General features: G+C 30.4%; 17 protein-coding genes. 4 read left to right on the top strand and 13 right to left on the bottom strand.

What is annotated here, in order from left to right; all coding sequences use genetic code 11:
* Window positions 1–19 precede the first annotated feature (19 nt).
* On the top strand, window positions 20–799 hold the full coding sequence (locus tag JW646_RS10455) for a hypothetical protein (protein ID WP_074920356.1): 780 nt from the start codon (window positions 20–22) through the stop codon (window positions 797–799).
* A 49-nt stretch (window positions 800–848) separates the two neighbouring features.
* Here JW646_RS10455 and JW646_RS10450 read toward each other — a convergent pair whose 3' ends face one another.
* The 4 genes from JW646_RS10450 to JW646_RS10435 all read right to left on the bottom strand — a co-directional run bounded on the left by JW646_RS10450 (window position 849) and on the right by JW646_RS10435 (window position 3,108).
* A complete protein-coding gene (locus JW646_RS10450; protein ID WP_074920355.1) occupies window positions 849–1,337 on the bottom strand; it encodes a hypothetical protein in 489 nt (162 codons plus the stop codon).
* 16 nt (window positions 1,338–1,353) lie between these two features.
* Entirely contained in the window at window positions 1,354–1,776 is a 423-nt protein-coding gene (locus tag JW646_RS10445) for a tetratricopeptide repeat protein (protein ID WP_228415169.1), read from the bottom strand.
* Entirely contained in the window at window positions 1,766–2,605 is an 840-nt protein-coding gene (locus JW646_RS10440) for a DUF5685 family protein (protein ID WP_074920353.1), read from the bottom strand. Before JW646_RS10440 ends, JW646_RS10445 begins: the two co-directional genes overlap by 11 nt.
* 239 nt (window positions 2,606–2,844) lie before the next feature.
* Window positions 2,845–3,108, bottom strand: coding sequence for a hypothetical protein (locus tag JW646_RS10435; protein WP_148558429.1), 264 nt, complete (start codon window positions 3,106–3,108; stop codon window positions 2,845–2,847).
* A 217-nt stretch (window positions 3,109–3,325) separates the two neighbouring features.
* On the opposite strand from JW646_RS10435, the gene JW646_RS10430 reads away from it, so the two are divergent.
* Both JW646_RS10430 and JW646_RS10425 read left to right on the top strand, forming a co-directional pair.
* Complete coding sequence (locus tag JW646_RS10430; RefSeq protein WP_228415168.1) at window positions 3,326–7,000, top strand: efflux RND transporter permease subunit; 3,675 nt, start codon at window positions 3,326–3,328, stop codon at window positions 6,998–7,000.
* A gap of 2 nt (window positions 7,001–7,002) precedes the next feature.
* On the top strand, window positions 7,003–7,623 hold the full coding sequence (locus JW646_RS10425) for a TetR/AcrR family transcriptional regulator (RefSeq protein ID WP_148558431.1): 621 nt from the start codon (window positions 7,003–7,005) through the stop codon (window positions 7,621–7,623).
* A gap of 154 nt (window positions 7,624–7,777) precedes the next feature.
* On the opposite strand, the gene htpG is transcribed toward JW646_RS10425, so the two are convergent.
* From htpG to prdC, 7 genes are all read right to left on the bottom strand, one after another.
* Window positions 7,778–9,646: a molecular chaperone HtpG gene (gene htpG / locus JW646_RS10420; RefSeq protein WP_228415167.1), complete on the bottom strand. Its 1,869-nt coding sequence runs from the start codon at window positions 9,644–9,646 to the stop codon at window positions 7,778–7,780.
* 204 nt (window positions 9,647–9,850) lie between these two features.
* Window positions 9,851–10,288, bottom strand: coding sequence for an Hsp20/alpha crystallin family protein (locus JW646_RS10415; RefSeq protein ID WP_018590048.1), 438 nt, complete (start codon window positions 10,286–10,288; stop codon window positions 9,851–9,853).
* 220 nt (window positions 10,289–10,508) lie between these two features.
* A complete protein-coding gene (locus tag JW646_RS10410; RefSeq protein WP_228415166.1) occupies window positions 10,509–11,753 on the bottom strand; it encodes a glycine/sarcosine/betaine reductase component B subunit in 1,245 nt (414 codons plus the stop codon).
* A gap of 114 nt (window positions 11,754–11,867) precedes the next feature.
* Window positions 11,868–12,593 (bottom strand): D-proline reductase (dithiol) protein PrdB, encoded by a 726-nt coding sequence (prdB, locus tag JW646_RS10405; RefSeq protein WP_148558434.1) that lies wholly within the window; start codon window positions 12,591–12,593, stop codon window positions 11,868–11,870.
* Between the two features lie 34 nt (window positions 12,594–12,627).
* Window positions 12,628–13,077 (bottom strand): CBO2463/CBO2479 domain-containing protein, encoded by a 450-nt coding sequence (locus tag JW646_RS10400; protein WP_331478012.1) that lies wholly within the window; start codon window positions 13,075–13,077, stop codon window positions 12,628–12,630.
* Window positions 13,077–14,849, bottom strand: a complete 1,773-nt coding sequence (prdA, locus tag JW646_RS10395; protein WP_228415164.1) for a D-proline reductase (dithiol) proprotein PrdA — start codon at window positions 14,847–14,849, stop codon at window positions 13,077–13,079. The genes JW646_RS10400 and prdA overlap by 1 nt, the downstream gene beginning before the upstream one ends.
* 43 nt (window positions 14,850–14,892) lie before the next feature.
* Window positions 14,893–16,188 (bottom strand): proline reductase-associated electron transfer protein PrdC, encoded by a 1,296-nt coding sequence (gene prdC / locus JW646_RS10390; protein ID WP_228415163.1) that lies wholly within the window; start codon window positions 16,186–16,188, stop codon window positions 14,893–14,895.
* Between the two features lie 143 nt (window positions 16,189–16,331).
* Between prdC and JW646_RS10385 the strand changes: the two genes are divergently transcribed.
* Window positions 16,332–17,228, top strand: coding sequence for a LysR family transcriptional regulator (locus JW646_RS10385; protein WP_228415162.1), 897 nt, complete (start codon window positions 16,332–16,334; stop codon window positions 17,226–17,228).
* Window positions 17,229–17,365: 137 nt separating this feature from the next.
* Here JW646_RS10385 and JW646_RS10380 read toward each other — a convergent pair whose 3' ends face one another.
* Window positions 17,366–18,523, bottom strand: a complete 1,158-nt coding sequence (locus tag JW646_RS10380; RefSeq protein ID WP_228415161.1) for an ABC transporter permease subunit — start codon at window positions 18,521–18,523, stop codon at window positions 17,366–17,368.
* A gap of 12 nt (window positions 18,524–18,535) precedes the next feature.
* Window positions 18,536–19,417 carry an ABC transporter ATP-binding protein gene (locus JW646_RS10375; protein ID WP_228415160.1) on the bottom strand — a complete coding sequence of 294 codons (882 nt, stop codon included), beginning with the start codon at window positions 19,415–19,417 and terminating at the stop codon, window positions 18,536–18,538.
* Between the last annotated feature and the right edge of the window lie 6 nt (window positions 19,418–19,423).

The raw sequence follows: 19,423 nt of genomic DNA, 5'->3' as shown, positions 1-19,423 counted from the left end.
TTGTACGGAGGATGATAGTTTGAAAATCAACGAAAAAACACTAAGCTTTAAAGATATATCTAGTGATTTAGATGAAATAAGTAAGAAACTATATTTGGAATCTCCTGATATCTGGATTGATTTTTCAGATAAAGTAGGAGAACAAAAACTAGATGAAATGGTCCTTTTTTATGCTGCTAAATTCAACTACTTATCTATATTAAAATATGCAATAGATAATAATGTTATAGACTTAAATGTTCCATCTAAAAACAAAAGTTATTCATCTATTAAAGATCATCTTTTAGCTGTATCAAAGGATTATAAAAGTCATGATATTTACAATTACTTAGATGGTAACTACAAATTAAGCGAGAAAAATATAGGAACTTACAAAAATAAATCATCAGAAATAAAAGAAGACAAAAATTATAAGGATTACTTCCCTATTTTCCTTTGCCCTCACTGTAATACAAATATACTTAAATCAGGATATAAAGTATATGAAGAAATAAGCTTCGCTTTTTCTCAAGATAAAAATGAGTGCCAAGAATTAAGCAGACAAAGAGACAATAAAGTTTTCTGTAATAACTGCAATAGTAATGTAGACAATGTTACCACAGAATTAATAGAGAATATATGCTCTATTCATAATTGCAAAAAATGCGGAAAAGATTTGACTCAAATAGGAATTACAGAGAAAATAAAAATGCAATTTAAAAAAGAAGACGACAAATTCATAGGTAATGAAAAAACTTATAATTGCCCTTCCTGTGATGAAGAATTAAATGAACCTCAAAAAAAATACTTCAATTTATAATATAAAAGGAGACTATAAAGTTATAAAAATACTTAATAGTCTCCTTTATTTATCTTTTTACAAATTTTCTAAGTTTATCATTATAAAAGTCTATAAATTGAGAATATACAAAATCATAAACTATAAAAGCTATTTCAAATATTAATATGGTAAAAATATTAACTGGAATATACACAAATTGTTTTAAAATTATATATGCAAATATTATAAGTATATTTGCCACTATAATTTTCAATATATATTCCTGAATAAAGCTTCTATCTTTTTCTATTATATATTTTACTAAGCCATAAATACCGAATGTAAAAATATATAATATCCATTGTGCTTTGTTTGCCATAATCATAAAGCTCAATAAGACAGATCCTATATAAAATATAATACCTGCTTTAGGACCGTATTCCATAATTACTATGGATATTGGCAAAGATGCCAACCCTAAAAGAAATAAAGTATTTATAGGTACTATATTAACCAACAATAATAAAATACTATTTAATGATAATAATATCCCACCATAGGCAATTTTTCTACTCATGATTATTCATCATCTCCTAGAAACAAGTACATATATCTCCTCCACAGCATTCACAGCATGAATCACATACAAATAAAGTACATAAATTACTGCAACAGTCATCGTCACAACAGCAACAACAGCAACCAGGTGAGTCATAACGTCTATTTCTGTTATAGTTGTACGAACGTCTGTCATAATCATTTCTGTAATTATTGTATCTATTATAAGCATAAACATATTCTTTATTGTTAGGATCCATAAACTTAGCTCTTTTTAGAAAGTCTTCTCCTTCTTCATAATACCCTATATTCATAGCAGACAATCCTGTTAAGTAATACCACTCACTACATTTTTCATTGATACTTTGTAAAAAATTATATGCTTTTTTAAAATCTTTATTTTCAATAAATCTCCTTGCTTTCATAAAACAGTCATTTCCATAAACATTACTGTACATTATTCCCACATCCTTTTTCTAATATATTTTTATATCTTAAATATACACCAGAATAAACTATATTTTCTATAATTCCTCTGTTCAATTGTAAATTTAAGTTATCAATTGATGATGCTAACAATCCTAAAGATATACTAATTAACCTGTCGACTTTCACTTTTAGTTCTTTTTTATTGTCTATATATTCTATAAAAGGATTATATCTACCTTTTTTATAGTCATCATCTAAATCTTCGTATGCATCTAATATATAAATATATTTACCTATATTAAAGCCTACCCTTCTTAAATCTTCTTCATACTCATCATTTTTATAAGAAAAAATTTCCCCCATTAGTTCTCCAAAAGTATTTGATACTTTATCTATATTGCAGTTTTCTTCTTTTTCCAATTGATTAAGTAAGTTCATTTGTTCTTTAATAACTGTTGATTTATTAGGGTACTTTTCATGAGCCAATTTTAATTTTCCCTTATAAATATTATAAGCTAAAATATCCTTTATTCCTTTATCATCTAATAAATTATCTTCTAATTTATAATATGTTAATAATGTATTCATACTTGCCGCATATTCCGTTATTTCATTTATAATTTTTTTCTTCTTTTTAAAGGGACTAACTATGCAAACTTCTTCTACAATACTAGTTTTAGGTTTATAAATAGCTGTAAGAATCACAATTAAAAAAGTAATATCATAATTTAAACCTAGCCTAGATATTTCCCCATGATTCTCTTTTAAGTATTTACACAGTCCACAGTAATACCCTTTATAATCTTCAAACTCTCTAAAAGTTAAATCCATTTTATTTATTCTAACATATCCAAACATATTTATTTCCTTCCTAAGTTATAGCTCTCAATTAATTATATAATACTACAACATTTTTTATTATTATACAGTTATAAAGTTAGAATGTAATTTTATTTACTAAAATAATTACATTTTAGCGTATTATCTATCTTTATCATAGGTTACTTAATAAAAATTTAGAAATAAAAAAGAAATGATGTTTTATAATATCATTTCTTTTTTTATACTAAAATAAAGTTGTTTATTATAAGTTTTGTTTACAAAATAAACCTTATGGCTTTATTATCACTATCTTCTATTGCTAAAACTTCCATATCTTTATAATTCCTAAATAACCATTTTATATCTGTCATTATTTGACTAACCTGCTTCTTATCCAATTTCCCAATACAATACTCCTCCCTTGTTTCTGCAAACTCCTTTGATACTAAAAAATTTTTAATAGCTGCATAGGCTATTGTATTTGGAATAGGACTACTCGTTTCTTTTGAACGTTTATTTCCTTTCATATACATTTTCATATAATATCCTCCTGATTATTTCTTAATCTATTGTATATCTATATATATGAATTCATACCTTCCCTAAATGCTTATTAAATATAAATGATATAAGTTATGAATATGGTTGTTAAAAATAAACCAAAAATAAATTTACCATTTTATTGAAATTAATATTCAATATAACTACAATTAAAAATATCTGACCGACTAGTCGGTTCTATATTAAAAGAAAGAGGTGAAATATTTGCTACCAAAATTCAGTGTAAGAAAACCCTTGACTGTATTTGTTTCTGTAATTATGGTACTAATGCTAGGATTTGTATCTTTTACAAAAATGACACCGGACTTATTACCTAGTATAGATTTACCCTATGTTATTGCTATGACCACATATCCTGGTTCTAGCCCAGAAAAAATTGAAACAACAGTAACAAAACCAATTGAGCAAGCTGTTTCCACTACAAGCGGAATTAAAAACGTAACATCCGTTTCAAACGAAAACTATAGTGTAGTAATTCTAGAATTTAATCAAGATACAAATATGGACACTGCCATGTTAGATCTAAACGGTAAAATAGACTTGATTAAAGATTCTCTAGAAGATGGTGTTGGAGCAACTACTTTAATGCAACTTAACCCAGACATGATGCCTGTTATGACATTAAGTATAGATGTAGACAATATGGATATTCAAGAAGTCTCAACTTATGTTAACAATGAAATAATTCCTAAGTTTGAGCGTATAAATGGTGTTGCATCTGTAACAGGTACTGGTTTAGTAGAAAAACAATTAGAAATATCTTTAAACAAAGATAAAATTGACCAATTAAATAAAGAACTAAAATCAAGCGTTACTTCTAAATTAGATAAACAACAAAGTCAGCTTAATAATGCCAAATCAGAAATAAAAAACGGAAAAGCTGCTCTAGAAAAACAAAGTAATACACAAATGAAAAAGCTTCTTGAAGCTAGTAGTCAACTTCAATCTGGCATAAGTCAATTAGAAAGTATGGCTGGAATTTTGAATTCAACAGGTTCTAGCAAAGAAGATTTAGAAAAATATATCACTAGTGCGACTACAACTCTAAATGATACCAAATCAAAACTAAAATACCTAAAAGAACAACTTAATGATTTGCCAGAAGAGTCTGCAGTTGATAAGAAACAATTGCAAAAAGATATAGCAAGTTTAGAATCCATTATAACATCTTTGGAAAAGGCCATTGCAAATGCAGGCCAAGGTATAGGTGCAATAGACTCACTAGAAACATTGAAGAAACAGCAAAAAGAATTGGAAAGTGCTAAGCTTACTCTTTCTCAAGAATTAACAAAGGCTACTGTACAACTTTCCCTAAGTGAATCACAAATAAAATCTGCTGAAACTCAGTTGAATGAAGCTAGAAAACAAGCTTTAGAATCAGCAGATATAACAAATAAAATTACTCCAGAAACAATAAACCAAATTCTAACTGCAGAGAACTTTTCCATGCCTGCTGGATATATATCAGATGACGAAACTGAATACTCTGTAAAAGTGGGAGATAAGTTCACTTCTATAAATGAGGTTAAAAATTTAATATTATTTTCTATGGATGGAGTTGGTGATGTTCATCTAAAAGATATAGCCAATGTAAAAATGTCAGACAACTCATCAGATAGTTATACAAACGTAAACGGCAATGCTGGTGTCATACTATCTTTCCAAAAAACTAGCACTGCATCAACTACTAAAGTGTGTAACGAAATAAATAAAGTAATTAAAGATTTAAATAATAGTAATGATAAATTACATATTCTTTCTTTAATGGACCAAGGTGTTTATATAGATTTTATTATATCTAGTGTACTTGATAACCTAATTTACGGTGGTATACTAGCAATTATTGTTTTACTAATATTCTTAAAAAGTATAAAACCAACTATCGTAATTGCCTTTAGTATTCCAATAAGTTTATTATTTGCCATTGTTTTGATGTACTTTAGTGGAGTTACATTAAATATTATTTCTTTGTCAGGTTTAGCCCTTGGAGTTGGAATGCTAGTTGATAATAGTATAGTTGTTATTGAAAATATTTATAGGCTAAGAAATAAAGGAATGGGTAAATTTAAAGCTGCCGTGTATGGCGCTAGACAGGTATCTGGAGCAATATTTGCTTCCACACTTACTACTATTTGTGTATTCTTACCTATTGTTTTTACAGAAGGTATAACTAGACAATTATTTACAGATATGGGTCTTACAATAGCATACTCCTTAATCGCAAGTTTAATTGTTGCCTTAACTTTAGTACCGTGTATGGCATCAAATTTACTATCCAATGTTGATGAAAAACCTCATCCTTTATTTGATAAAATAGTTGACGGCTATGAAAAATTATTAAGACTATGCCTAAGATTTAAACCTGTTGTTTTATGTTTTTCTGTAGCATTATTAATAGTTGCTGCTTTTGCAACAACCAAAATAGGAACATCATTTATGCCAAAAATGGATTCACCACAAATGATGGCAACTATTAATATAGATAGCGATCTTCCAAAAGATGAAGCTCGACATATTACTGATCAGGTGGTGCAACAAGTTTTAACAATTAATGATGTAGAAGGCATTGGAGCCATGAATTCGTCTGGTACCATGTCATTTGGTACTTCTTCAAATAACCCTAATAATATGTCTGCTTATGTTATTTTAAAAGATGATAAAAAGAAAACAAATGATGAAATTTCAGAAGAAATAAAAGAAAAAACAAAATCTCTAAACTGTGAAGTCACAGTCTCATCTTCATCTATGGATACCTCTTCTTTAGGAGGGTCTGGGTTAAAAATAATTGTTAAAGGTGATGATTTAGATGAACTTAAGAAAATTTCTGATGATTTGGTAGGCATGCTATCCAATATAGAAGGTACTACTGACATAAATGGTGGTATGGGTGTAACTACTAAGGAAGAAAAAATTGTAATCAACAAAAATAAAGCTATGAAGTATGGATTAACAGTAGCTCAAGTTTTCCAGCAAGTTTCTGCAAAATTATCAACAGAAACTACTTCAACTACTTTAACAATAAATTCTGAAGACTATCCAGTAATTATTGTTAATAATAATACTTCAAATTTGGATAAATTAAAAAATGTTGAAATCACTGGAACAAAAGGAACTAAGTCTGTATCAGTAAAATTAAAAGATATTTCATCTATAGAAATGACTGACACTCCTACTTCTATAAATCACGACAATCAAACTAGGTATATATCCGTAACAGCTGGTATTGATTCTAAACACAATATAGGTTTAGTAAGTAAGGAAGTTCAATCAAAATTAGATGATTATAAAGCCCCTACTGGTTATGAAATAAAAATGGGTGGTGAAACTGAATCTATTAATCAAGCTATTAGTGATTTAATTAAAATGATTGCTCTTGCCATAGCATTTATTTATTTAATAATGGTTGCACAATTCCAGTCATTATTATCGCCATTTATAGTAATGTTTACTATACCTCTTGCATTTACTGGTGGTTTACTTGCATTAATTATAACTGGCCAGGAATTAAGTGTTATATCTATGCTAGGATTTTTAGTTCTTGCTGGTGTAGTTGTTAATAACGGTATAGTTTTTGTGGATTATGTGAATCAATTGCGTATAAATGGATTAAATAAAAAAGATGCTCTTATAGAGGCTGGGCGTACTCGTATAAGACCTATACTCATGACTGCTTTAACAACAATACTTGCCATGTCTACAATGGCCCTTGGTGTTGGTATGGGTGCTGAAATGTCTCAAGCTTTGGCTATAGTAACTATAGGCGGTTTAACTTATGCTACCCTATTAACATTGTTTGTTGTTCCTACTTTATACGATATATTCCATCGTCGCAAAGAATTAAGACAGATAATTATCGATGAGGAGGACTAAATATGAGCAGAAAATATGCAGAAAAAGAATTGCTAATATTTTATGGTTTTAAGAAAATAATTACTGATAACAGTAATATTGAAAATATTAAAGTGTCTGATATTGCAAAAGCTGCCGGAATTGGAAAAGGTACAATTTATGAATATTTTAAAAGTAAGGATGAAATTATAGCAAGGTCAATAATTTATAATTTTAAAATAGATATTATAAATACTATTGAAGCTATAAAAGAAGTCTCTACTTTTAAAGAACAGTGTAACCATTTATTTCATTACAGCATTAGCAGCGGAAAATTCATTTTTCCATCTTTAAGAATATTATATAATCAAGTTGTACCAAAAGAATTAAACAATATTCTACTAGAAGATTTTGAGGAAATTTTAGAATTAAAAACTCAACTTTATAATTTATTAGATTATGTTATTAATACTGGAATAGATGAAAGCATTATTAATAAAGACTTAAGCAGAGATTATCAAAGATATGTACTTATAAGTTCTTCTATGGGTATTATTAATAAAATCAATGCTAACCACTTTAGACAAATCAATTTGAGCGATGATGAATCTATTAATACTCAAAAGAATTTCGCTTATACCATGATATTAAAATCATTAGCTTAATAAAAAATTTGCTTCGCTTGAGCGACGTGTCAGCGAAACACTTCATGTCGCCAACGAGATGACTTCGATTTGGATTCAGGCAAGTTAGTTGCTAAAAAACTCCCTCTTAAAATACTGTGAGGGAGTTTTTATTACATTTTATATTAATAATAATTTATAAAGCTATAACCTTACTCATTAGAGAATTACTTCTCTTTATAAATAAATCTAATTCTTCTGCATTTAATTCTTTATTTGCAAGTAAAGCTAAATCTACTATTTGATTACAAATCACATCTATTTCTTCTTTTTTATCTTCACTGTCTTTTAATGAAACTAATTTTTTCACTAATGGGTTATTCTTATTTATAACTAAAGTTTTTTCTTCTTTTAAGTCCATTCCAAAACTCATTCCAGCAAATCTAGATTGCATTTCCATCATTCTTCTAGACTCTTCTGATACTAAAATCATAGCTGGTGTTTCTTCATTTTTAAGACTTTCCACTGAATATTTTTCTACTCTTTCATTTATAACAGACTTGAATAATGAAGTTATTTTTTCATCTTCTTCTTTATTTTCTTCACTATCTTTGTCTTTTAGTACGTCTGATAAATCTGAGTCTATTCTATTAAACTTAGTTCCCATTTCTTTATATTCTATAAATGAAATAAAATTGTTGTCTATTGTACTATCTAGTACAACTGCATTTAATCCATAATCTTTAAATAGTTTAACATATTGAGATTGTTGATCCACATTATTTACATAGAAAACTTTATTTTCATGCTTTTCTTTTGCTGCTTCTAGGTAATCTGTTAATGTAATATATTTTCCATCTATATCTTTATATAAGATATAATCTTTTACTTTGTCATAGAAACCTTCATCTTTTAAACAACCAAATTTAATGAATATTTGTATATCATCCCAGAACTTTTCATACTCTTCTCTACTATTTTTACATAAAGATTTAAGTTTATCTGCAACCTTTTTAACTATATGTTTAGATATTTTGCTTACATCTCTGTCATTTTGTAAGAAACTTCTAGAAACATTTAGCGGTAAATCTGGACAGTCTATTACGCCTTTTAGTAATAATAAGAACTCTGGTATAACTTCTTTTATATTATCTGCTACGAATACTTGGTTGTTGTAAAGTTTTACTTTACCTTCTACTAATTCAAACTCATTGTTTAATTTAGGGAAGTAAAGAATTCCTTTTAGGTTAAATGGGTAATCCACATTTAAATGAATCCAAAATAAAGGTTCATCAAATACATTGAATACTTTTCTGTAGAATTCTTTGTATTCTTCATCCGTACAATCTTTAGGTGATTTTAACCATAATGGATTAGTATCATTTAATGCTGTTGGCTTAGTTTCTTCTTCGCCTTCCTTAACTTCTGCATCTTCATCTTCCACATATATTTCAACAGGTAAGAAAGAACAGTATTTGTTTATTACACTTCTTACTTCATATTCGTTTAAAAATTCTTCACTATCTTCAGCTAAGAATAATGTTATTGTAGTTCCTCTTGTAGTTCTTGTTCCTGATGGGCTTATTTCAAATTCAGTTCCACCTTCAGATATCCATCTTACAGGTTCTGCTCCTTCTTGGAAAGATAATGTATCTATTTCAACCTTTGTAGATACCATGAATGCCGAATAAAATCCTAATCCAAAGTGACCTATAATATCAGTTTCTTCCATTCTATCTTTATACTTATTGAAGAAGTCTTCTGCACCAGAAAAAGCAACTTGATTTATGTATTTGTCTACTTCTTCTGCCGTCATTCCTATACCATTGTCGCTAAACTTTATAGTTTTATTATTCTTACTTACTGATACTGTAATTTTATACTCTTCATCTTGAGAATTTTTAACTTCACCAAGGGAAACAAGTCTTTTATATTTGCTTACAGCATCGCAACCATTACTTATTAATTCTCTTATAAAAATGTCTTTGTCTGAGTATAACCATTTCTTAATTATTGGAAAAATATTTTCTGTATCAATTGAAATACTACCTTTTGTTACTTCCATGTTTATCCTCCTTAAACTTATACCTTTATAAAATTTAATTATTTTCAAATCACAAAATGCAAGGTGAGGGAATAAATAACCTTGCATTTTAAGGGCTTTAATTTAATTTTAGCATACTTACTATTTATTCCCATTTTAATTATAAAATCTTTTTATTAGCAGTGTCAAGCATTGAGTGCTAATAAAAATCAAAATTTTTTATTTCTAATCAATAGTAATATATTTTATCTCTTCTTCTTTTTTTCCTACCTCTTTAGGGAATGTAAGTTTCAATATTCCATTGTTAAAACTTGCTTTTATATCTTCTTCTTTTAAATTTTCTCCTACATAAAAACTTCTTGAACATTTGCCACAATATCTTTCTCTTCTTATATAGTTTCCTTTTTCATCTTTATCTTCTTTTGATGTATTCTTTTGTGCTGTTATTGTCAAATATCCATCTTTAAGTTGAGCTTTTATATCAGATTTATCATATCCTGGTAAATCCATGTCAAGTATATAGTTATTATCTTTTTCTTGTATATCTGTTTTCATAAGTTTTGTAGTGCTACTATTTGTAAAGAATGGATCTTTGAACATGTCATCAAACATATTGTCAAATAAACTAAATCCTAAATTGTTATTCATTGGTACTAATTTCATAATCAATTCCTCCTTACATTTATCTCCTTACTTTGCTTAAGTAAAAAGATAAGTTTAAATTTTAATATTATTTTTTATTAGCTATGATTTGTTCTTTGTTTGTTTTCTTACTTATTATTATAATCATTTTGTTAGCACTGTCAAGCGATGAGTGCTAATTTTTTATAAATTTTTTTGTATATAATTGTTACAATACCAAAAATAGTTCATACTATCCCGCTTAAAGTAATGAATGAATCACGCCATCCATACATTGACATGGGGAAATAATTACAGGTGTATTCTTCGTACTCATTAGTAGCCTGCTCCCAATGTAACCACCTGGTTGATCTGGAAATATTGACGTATCATACATATTCCCCAGTCCAGATGTAATCTTAACAAGTATTACCTTCTTTCTGCCAGGTTTCACAACATCATTAAATTCTTCTCTTGTATATGGAGTATCTGGCATACTTATCATATTATTACGAATTTCTTCTAAAACGTAATCAGCTGCCCTATGTGCAGCCTGAATTCCCTTTGCCGTACGTCCTTCTCCTTTTTCAAAAATAATATCTATATGTAAAATGAAGTCATCACTTTTAGGAGTTCCTGCCTGATTATATTTTACCTGATAATCCAAATATCCTTCTGAAGATCCAATGTTAGATGGCTGAAATCCACTTTCACCTTCCACACCAGTCAACATGGCAGTAATACCAGATAAAACAGCTGTTTCACCTTCTCCTGCCTTTCCAAGCATCTTACATGCAATTGGCATAAAATCCAAATTAGAATTCACAAAAAAATGATGCTCTCTTGGTTTAATAATCTGTATTCTCATCTCTTTTATCTTTGGTTCCCTATTCACGATCACTTCCGTAATATTATTTCCTACTGTCAGTATACTTTTGGATATAGACGTTTTATCTCCTATTTTTGCTTCATTAATTCTATAATTCTTTAGAGTTAGCTTTCTAATTGTAAACTCCCTGCCAAGTTTATCGGCTTCTTTTTTATTCCATTTTTTCATTTTATTTTTCAGAAGGGCTACTGCTTTCATCGCATCAAAACCTGTCAGGTTGTTATCACCTACAATACATGATTCATAGCCTGATTCATTTTTATTAAAATCAATAATCGTATCTACATAATTGTTAGTACATACCAATCGTCCTTGAAGTCCTATATAGCTTAGTCCGATAGCGGGAATTTTTTTCAATCCCAGCTGTTCTATTATATTCACAAAATCAATATGATGGTTTCCCCAGCCATCAATTGCCACAATTGCTCCATCAGCACGTACAGCCTCTGCAATTTCTCCAGTTCTCACTGCACTATATACTTTATCATCAAATCCTTCTGAAACACCATTGACAATAATTCCGCATAGTTCTAATTCATCATCCTTCATAAGTGTCTGTGTAACAGGACAATTGTAATGATGAAGAGTAGTCATTTTAGTGCTAGGTCCTAGTCCCATTTATTCATCTCCTTTTCTCAGATATATTGCTCTTGTTTATAACATCAATATAGAAGAATGAAGCACAAGCATTTCTGCCTGCACTTCATTCATTGTCATTTATTTATATTAGTTTTATACATTATGTCTGTATTCATATGGTAACACTTTAAGAGAGTTGAAACTTGGACAATCTCTAACCCACTCTAATGTTTCTTTAAGAATCGCTGTTTGCATCTCAACATTATTTGGTTCTCCAGCATTAGAGCCTATTGGTACATGTGGTGCTGTAATACGAGGTGCACCTTGTTGACGTGCTATTGGTGGCAATGCAGCAACAACGCAACAACTCATGCCAGCTTCTTCGCAACATCTTGTTACAATTGTAGCAGATCTGTGGCAAGTTCCGCATCCTCCCGTACAAAGTACAATATCAACACCTTGTTCTGCAAGTTTTTTAGCAATTTCAGGACCTGTTTCATTAAGGAATTTTTCTACATTTCCTCCACCGCCCATAAATGTATAGGTTTCTTTTGAAAGTGATCCAATAAATCCGTCCTCAACAAGCTCATGAAGACGATCTATAGGGAACATAGCATTAGCATCCTTGTTTATATCTGAGTTATCAAATCCACCATGTGTTACCATTAATTCTGAAGATGGTGTATCAAATGGAATTATACGATATGAGAAATCCCCAGATGTATTAAATGGTGTTTGATCCTTCTTATGAATACCACCTGCTGTAATAAATGCCACTTTACATTCATTTAATGGCTTTTTCAATTCTGTAAATACCGGTTTTGGTGTAACCGGAACAAATATTTCAGAACGCATTCCTTCCAATGTTGTTAATTTCATGAATTGTTCCTCCTTTTATTCAACTTTATTTTTTCTATATCATTTCTTTAGGAAGATTACTCTTACCTGTTATCTCCATGCGACTAAGATAAAACTCTACATCCAGACCTTCTTCAAGTTTAACATCTGTAAACATCCATCTTCTCGGAACCGCAACTGTTCCTACTTGATTATCTATTTCAATCTTAGCTGCTGTATCATTTACTTCTATAATTTTCCCGCCAATCAAACAAGGCTGCGAACCTTCATTTGAAAATAGGCTCCAATAATCGTAGTCAAGCCTTTCTTGCGTTACCCATATAAAACTAAAATAGAATTTCAGTTCATGCCCCGGTTCAATGACTGTATTTTTAGTCATTATATCTCTGGATATATGCATAACTCCAAGTCGTCCATGTAAATAAATTTTAATATAATCATCTGACAATTCTTTTACCAGACCGTTCATTATGACAGGACAAATTTGATATGCTGGAATATTCATTAATGTAATGTTCCGTTATCTAATAGTTGCGTTTCTGGAAGTCCCATAAGTTTATTATTATCATTAATTACATCATTGTTCCATTTTTTAGGAGCTGGAAGTACTTCCACACCCGCCATCTTATTCTTAAGCATTTGAATTGCACGTGCAGCAACTTCTTTTGTTACACAAGAGCACCCTGCTACATTATTTTCAAATCCACCTTGGTCCATATTTTCTTCAACCATTGCTGTTGCATATTCATTACCAACAACAAGTTGTCCTTGGTATGCACAGAATGATACTCCAACTACAGGTATTCCACGTTTTCCTGCTTGACCAATATGTTGTATGAAATCTATATGGTTATTACCAAAACCTTCTGTTGTTATTATGCATCCATCAATATCTAAACCTTCTAAAGTAGTACCTAGTCTTTCTGAAACCCATAATTTTTCATCATTAACCTGTGGAGACCCTACAAATACAACACCTATAAGATCAAGTTCATCATCTTCTGAAAGCCCTTCTACCAGCGGTTCACGAATATAATGACGTGTCATTTCTTTTGTTGCAGGTCCAATGCATGTAAGTGCATGGATAGAACCATCACGAACTTGATTAGGTGTAAGAACAATTGGAACGTTACCACAGTCAACATTTTTTTGTCCACCAATAACACCACATGGCTCTGTTGGGCAAAGAACGTTATCATGCATTGCTCCCTGTCCCATAATTTCCTTCACAAGAACAACTCTAGGTTTACCTTTACGACGAACGTCTTCGCAAACTTCTTCTCTTACTACTTCACCTTCATATTTTTTCAATTCATCTCTAATAGCTTGAATTATGTAGTCTTGGCATTTGTGAGCTGCAAATGGTCCTGGACGAGTCATACCTGTTAATCTCTTAATTACTGCATGGCATCTGATAATAATATCATTATCATCTGCACAACCAGGATGACCATAATACATTTTTTCGTCAAGATATCCCTCAGAAGATCCAAATTCATGAACCTGTACTCCATCTTCATCAACGCCAGTTAACATAAATACAACACCGTCTGCAACTTTAGTTATACCTTCTCCAAGTTGACCTTCAACTTTTGTAGCTATAGGGCACACATCCATAATTGTTTCTGTATAAATATGTCTTTCATTTGGATGAATAACATCAAGTTCAAGACTTACACACAATTCGTCTTCTTTTACTGCTTTATCAACAATACTTTTATCAATTGTAATTTTGCCATCCTTAATGCTTGTTTCTTTGCCAATCTCTGCATCTAAAATTTTAATATGCTTTTTAATCAGTTTACGAATTACATTTTTCTTACCTACTTCTTCATCCACTACTGGTACTGACGGTATAACTCCGCCAATTGTTGTGCCAGCTGGAATATCAAGTGAAAGACCTTCCAGTTTATCTATTTCCACATGAATCATTCCATTACCTCCTATGCTTGCCTTAGCGGCTACTGATGGTTTTACTTCACTCTTAACTGCTGCAGGTACTGTAGCAGTTGCACTTTCTACTTCATTGACCTTGTCCAATACATCTTTTGTAATTGGTGTCAATGCTTCCACGTCTGTCAACAGAGTATTACCAATAACCTGTTCAATTGTTAATCCTTCATCTTTTAATGTTAAAAGACCTGCATCAACCATATCATCAAACAAACTTGGATCCTCTAAATCAGCTGCACTTATTTTAAGACCTTTCTCCCTACGACAACAGAATATTGCCGGATCTTTCAAATGTTTATGTAATGTTTCTTGTGTAATTGACATTTGTTATCACTCTCCCATTCTTCTTCATTTCCTAACAGAAGTTTTATTTTATTTTTCTAATCAATTTATGATTTACTGCTCGAAGTGCACCATCTGTACAATGATATACTGGCAACTTCAGTTGAGGTGCACATGACATAACTGTATTGGAGCAATCGGTACAGTTACTTATAAGCAAAGCCTGCGCTCCATCTTTCTTAAGCGCCATGACTTTTTGAACTTGCCCTGGACATCTTCCTGGATTTTCACATTTCAATGAACCATTCTTCATTTCATGAGCCTGCTTACAATATTCTACACCTACTACTTCTGATCCCATGCTTGCTGCTATTTCTTCTAATCTTTCTTTGTTACCTCCACATGCACATACAAGAAGTCCTAGCTTATCAGGCCCTTTCCAAAATTCTTCTGCCGCAATAAGCCCACCTGTTGTTTTGATTACAGGCGCATCTAATGAAGTTCTCTTTCCTGTAAAAGGTCCTCCCATGATTAGCTCTCCATACTCATCTGCCAAACCTCCAGCTTTTTCAAATATATCACCAACAGAAATCCCTAAAGGAACATCATGAAAAATGTGGATCAATCCATTCTTCAATTTACCTGCAACTGTAATATCCTTGTCAATTAGCGGTTTCTTCTCATCTACCGCTTCCTGTATTCTGCATATAGTTTCTGCATTGATTACAACTGTATCTGCTGCAAATGGGAGTTCTGTAATATCTAACAATCTATCCAATACCTCTCTGACAATAGCGCGCTCTTCTCCCATTGGATACATATCTTCAAGCTTATGTATATGAATTCTTGAGTCATTAATCACTTCTTCCAATTTATGAATTACTTCTGGATGAACTGATTTAATTGCAATAATTCCCTTATCTGCTTTCACAATATCCATCACAATATCAAGTCCACGAATCAACTGCTGGGCATGATGCTCAATGGAATCAATATTATGACTCAGTATTGGTTCGCATTCTGCTGCATTGACAATTACAACTCCTGAATTTTTACCAAATGGTTTCTGAAGCTTTGCATATGTAGGAAATCCTGCGCCACCCAAGCCAACAATTCCTGCTTCACGTATCAGGTCCAATGGTTTTTTTGAATGTAATTTCATATAGCTATCACTCTGAGTTTTATCTGGTTTTATGCAAATCTGCATTTCAGATACTTCTACTACTGTACCAGTAATACTGCTATAGATATTCGCTCCAAGCATCCCTTCCGGCATAGTTGCAATTAACTGACCACGTTTTACAAAATCATTTTTCTTTACAACTGGATTGGAATCAACCCCAACATGCTGCTTCAATGGAAACTTGAACAAATTCTCCATAAATTCCCCCCCTTTCATTTTCATAATGGAAATATATTGAATTTATATTTCAAGTTAATTATACTGACAATATAGATATTTTTATAGAGACACAAAAACGATTTAATATGACAAAAATTCATATCTAAAAAAGGAGAAATATTATGGACATAAACACTTATAAATTATTCGTAGCTGTTGCTGAAACAAGGAGTATTTCCTATACTGCCGAAATTATGGGGTACACTCAATCAGGTGTTAGCCATTCCATAAAAAGAATGGAAAAAGTGTTAAATATTCAGTTATTTGTAAGAGACCGTTATGGAGTACATCTAACTCCTATTGGTAGCGAAGTGTTGCAGCATGTTCGAAAACTATTAGCCGTAAACGAACAACTAGATCAATTCATATATGATATTCAAGGTGTAGAGGCAGGCTCTCTTAATATTGGTACTTTTAGTAGCGTTTCTGTCAATTGGCTTCCTCCAATAATAAATCTATTTAGCAAGGAACATCCTAATATTACTATTAACTTAAAAGAGGGTGGAACCAATAACCTAAATGAATGGGTTCTTAATGGTAAGGTAGACTTTGCCTTTTGTAATAAAGATGATAATCAACACCTTCAGTTCATCCCAATTACATCTGATGAATTTCTTGCCATATTTCCAAAAGACTATCCCATTCCATCAGATATGGAAAGTTATCCTATAAAGTCCTTCGAAAAGATGCCTTTCATATTATCTGAGCCAACTTACGATCATAATATTCCAGAGATTTTAAATAAGGAAAAGGTTCACCCTCTCATTCGTTTCTCATCTCAGGATGACTATGCCATAATGTCTATGGTTGAAAATCATCTCGGGACCAGTATCCTTCCTGAATTGATGATTGAGCAAAGAAAAGATTATCTGAAATATCTTCCTTTGTATCCCTCTTATCAGAGAATTCTTGGAATATCATTAAAAAGCTTTTATGATTTATCTCCAGCTGCAAAGTCATTTATATATTTCGTACTAGATTACTTTAACCTATCATTTGACATTGACGGAGCTATATAATTAGTAAATTAAATATTTATAATTTTTATCTAAAACAATTCATAATATAAAAATGCACATAGAAGATTTTCTCCCATGTGCATTAATTTTTTTATTCTAAATAATTTGATTCAGATTCTAAATTTAGAATTTATTAACTATATAGTTTGTTTTTTTCCAAAATATTTGATCAAATACATTATAATCGGTATAAATACAGCTACTAGACTTATTAATAAAGTTGAGTACATCACTGGTTTTCCCAGAATATTATAAGTGCTAGAATTTACAAACATTCCTTCTATACTAATAGCTTCTGCTAAGTTCATTTCCCTAAATAACCTTCCTACTGAATCCATTGGGATGAAATTTCCGAAAAATGCTGGAATATAGTACAATCCTAAACTTAATAATAGAGCTACCATATTATTTTTTACTAATAATGATATTAGCATAGTTACTAAAGAATATAATATTGCGCCTATAAAACTTATTCCTAATCCTGTTATATAAAAATCAATAACTCTCATATCAAAAGGTGTATTTGTATAGTATTTAAATAACTCTAAAGGTGCATCCCACCCTCTAAAATCATATAGTAAGACTCCAATCATATGTACAACATTGATTATAATAAATATTGTTGCTGTGAATATTAAGCCAGTTATCATCTTAGATAAAACCATTTTATTCTTTCCATATTTGCAACTTAACATTATTTGTGCACTATTGCTTTGATATTCATCACTAAATATGGCTGCTAATCCTACTGCTATTAGCGTTGTTATCAATGTTGCTATTGCTTTAAAATCTGCAGTTTTTAACCAACCATGAGAAAAATAAAATTTTGGCTCTTCTACATTTTTTACTTTTTCATATATAAAATTAAGATTCTTATATTCATATGTATCTGTTTTATTTTCATTTTTTAATTTATTCATTTCATCTTTCATTTCATCTACTGTATATAATTCGTTATTTACTGTATATGCAGGATATGGCGGTCTCATTGTATCGTATAGATAATTCATATAAACAATTTCTTTTTCAGTAAGTTTTTCTCCCCTACTTTTCTTTTCTTTTAAATCATTTATGGTATTTTCCGCCTTAATCGCACTTTCTTCTGTAATAGCCTTTCCTTCGTACTCTTTCATAATGTTATATACATCATCTATATGATCTACCCCTTGATATTTAACAGATACACTTTCAGCAACTACATTAAAAATCCCCAATAAAATAGTTAATAGCAAAATTATGCGTACTGACTTTTTAGAAAATATTTTATATAACTCAAACTTTATCAAATCTAACATTTCAAATTCCCCCTATATACTGACGCTTTCATTAAAATAATATAAAAATACATCTTCTAAATTTGGCTCTTCTTCTATGTATTTAAATTTATTTATATTAGGTTTCTTATCTCCAACTACTCTTACGTTAATTCCACTATTATTTCTTATCATACTAGATATTTTAAACTTATTTTCTACCTCATCTAAATCACATTCATTAACACTTAGTGTATATACCTTCCCTCTGACAGTGTCTAAAATCTCCTCTAATGAAGACTTCTCAACTAATTTGCCATCTTTCATAACAAGTACTTCGTTTGCTATAAACTCTATATCGGAAACTATATGTGTTGATAGTATTACTATTTTTCCTTTAGACAATTGTGCTATTAAGTTTTTAAATCTTATCCTTTCATTTGGATCAAGACCTGCTGTAGGCTCATCTAGTATAAGTATTTTAGGATCATTTAAAAGAGCTTGTGCAATTCCTAATCTTTGCTTCATACCTCCTGAAAACTTTCCTATTCTTCTTTTTCTATCTTGTTCTAAGTTAACAAATTTTAAAAGTTCATCAATTTTACTTTTTTCAATATTTTTATCTACACCTTTTAATGCTGCTACATAATATAAAAATTTTTCTGCTGTAAAATTTTTATAAAACCCTATATTTTGAGGAACATAGCCAATTAAGTCTCTATACTCAGCACCTAACTTGTTTTTACTTTCTCCATTTACTAAAATATCTCCACTACTGGCACTAGAAACGTCTGCAAGTATCCTCATAAGAGTCGTTTTTCCTGAACCATTAGGCCCAAGTAGACCATATATTCCGCTACTCAAAGTTACGCTAAATTTATCAATAGCTATTTTATCTTTAAATTCTTTGCTTATATTTTTTATAATAAGTTCCATAAAATC

The sequence above is a fragment of the Terrisporobacter hibernicus genome (assembly GCF_020809405.1).
GTDB classification, from domain to species: domain Bacteria; phylum Bacillota; class Clostridia; order Peptostreptococcales; family Peptostreptococcaceae; genus Terrisporobacter; species Terrisporobacter petrolearius.
This window is presented reverse-complemented; position numbering and strand designations above follow the sequence as displayed.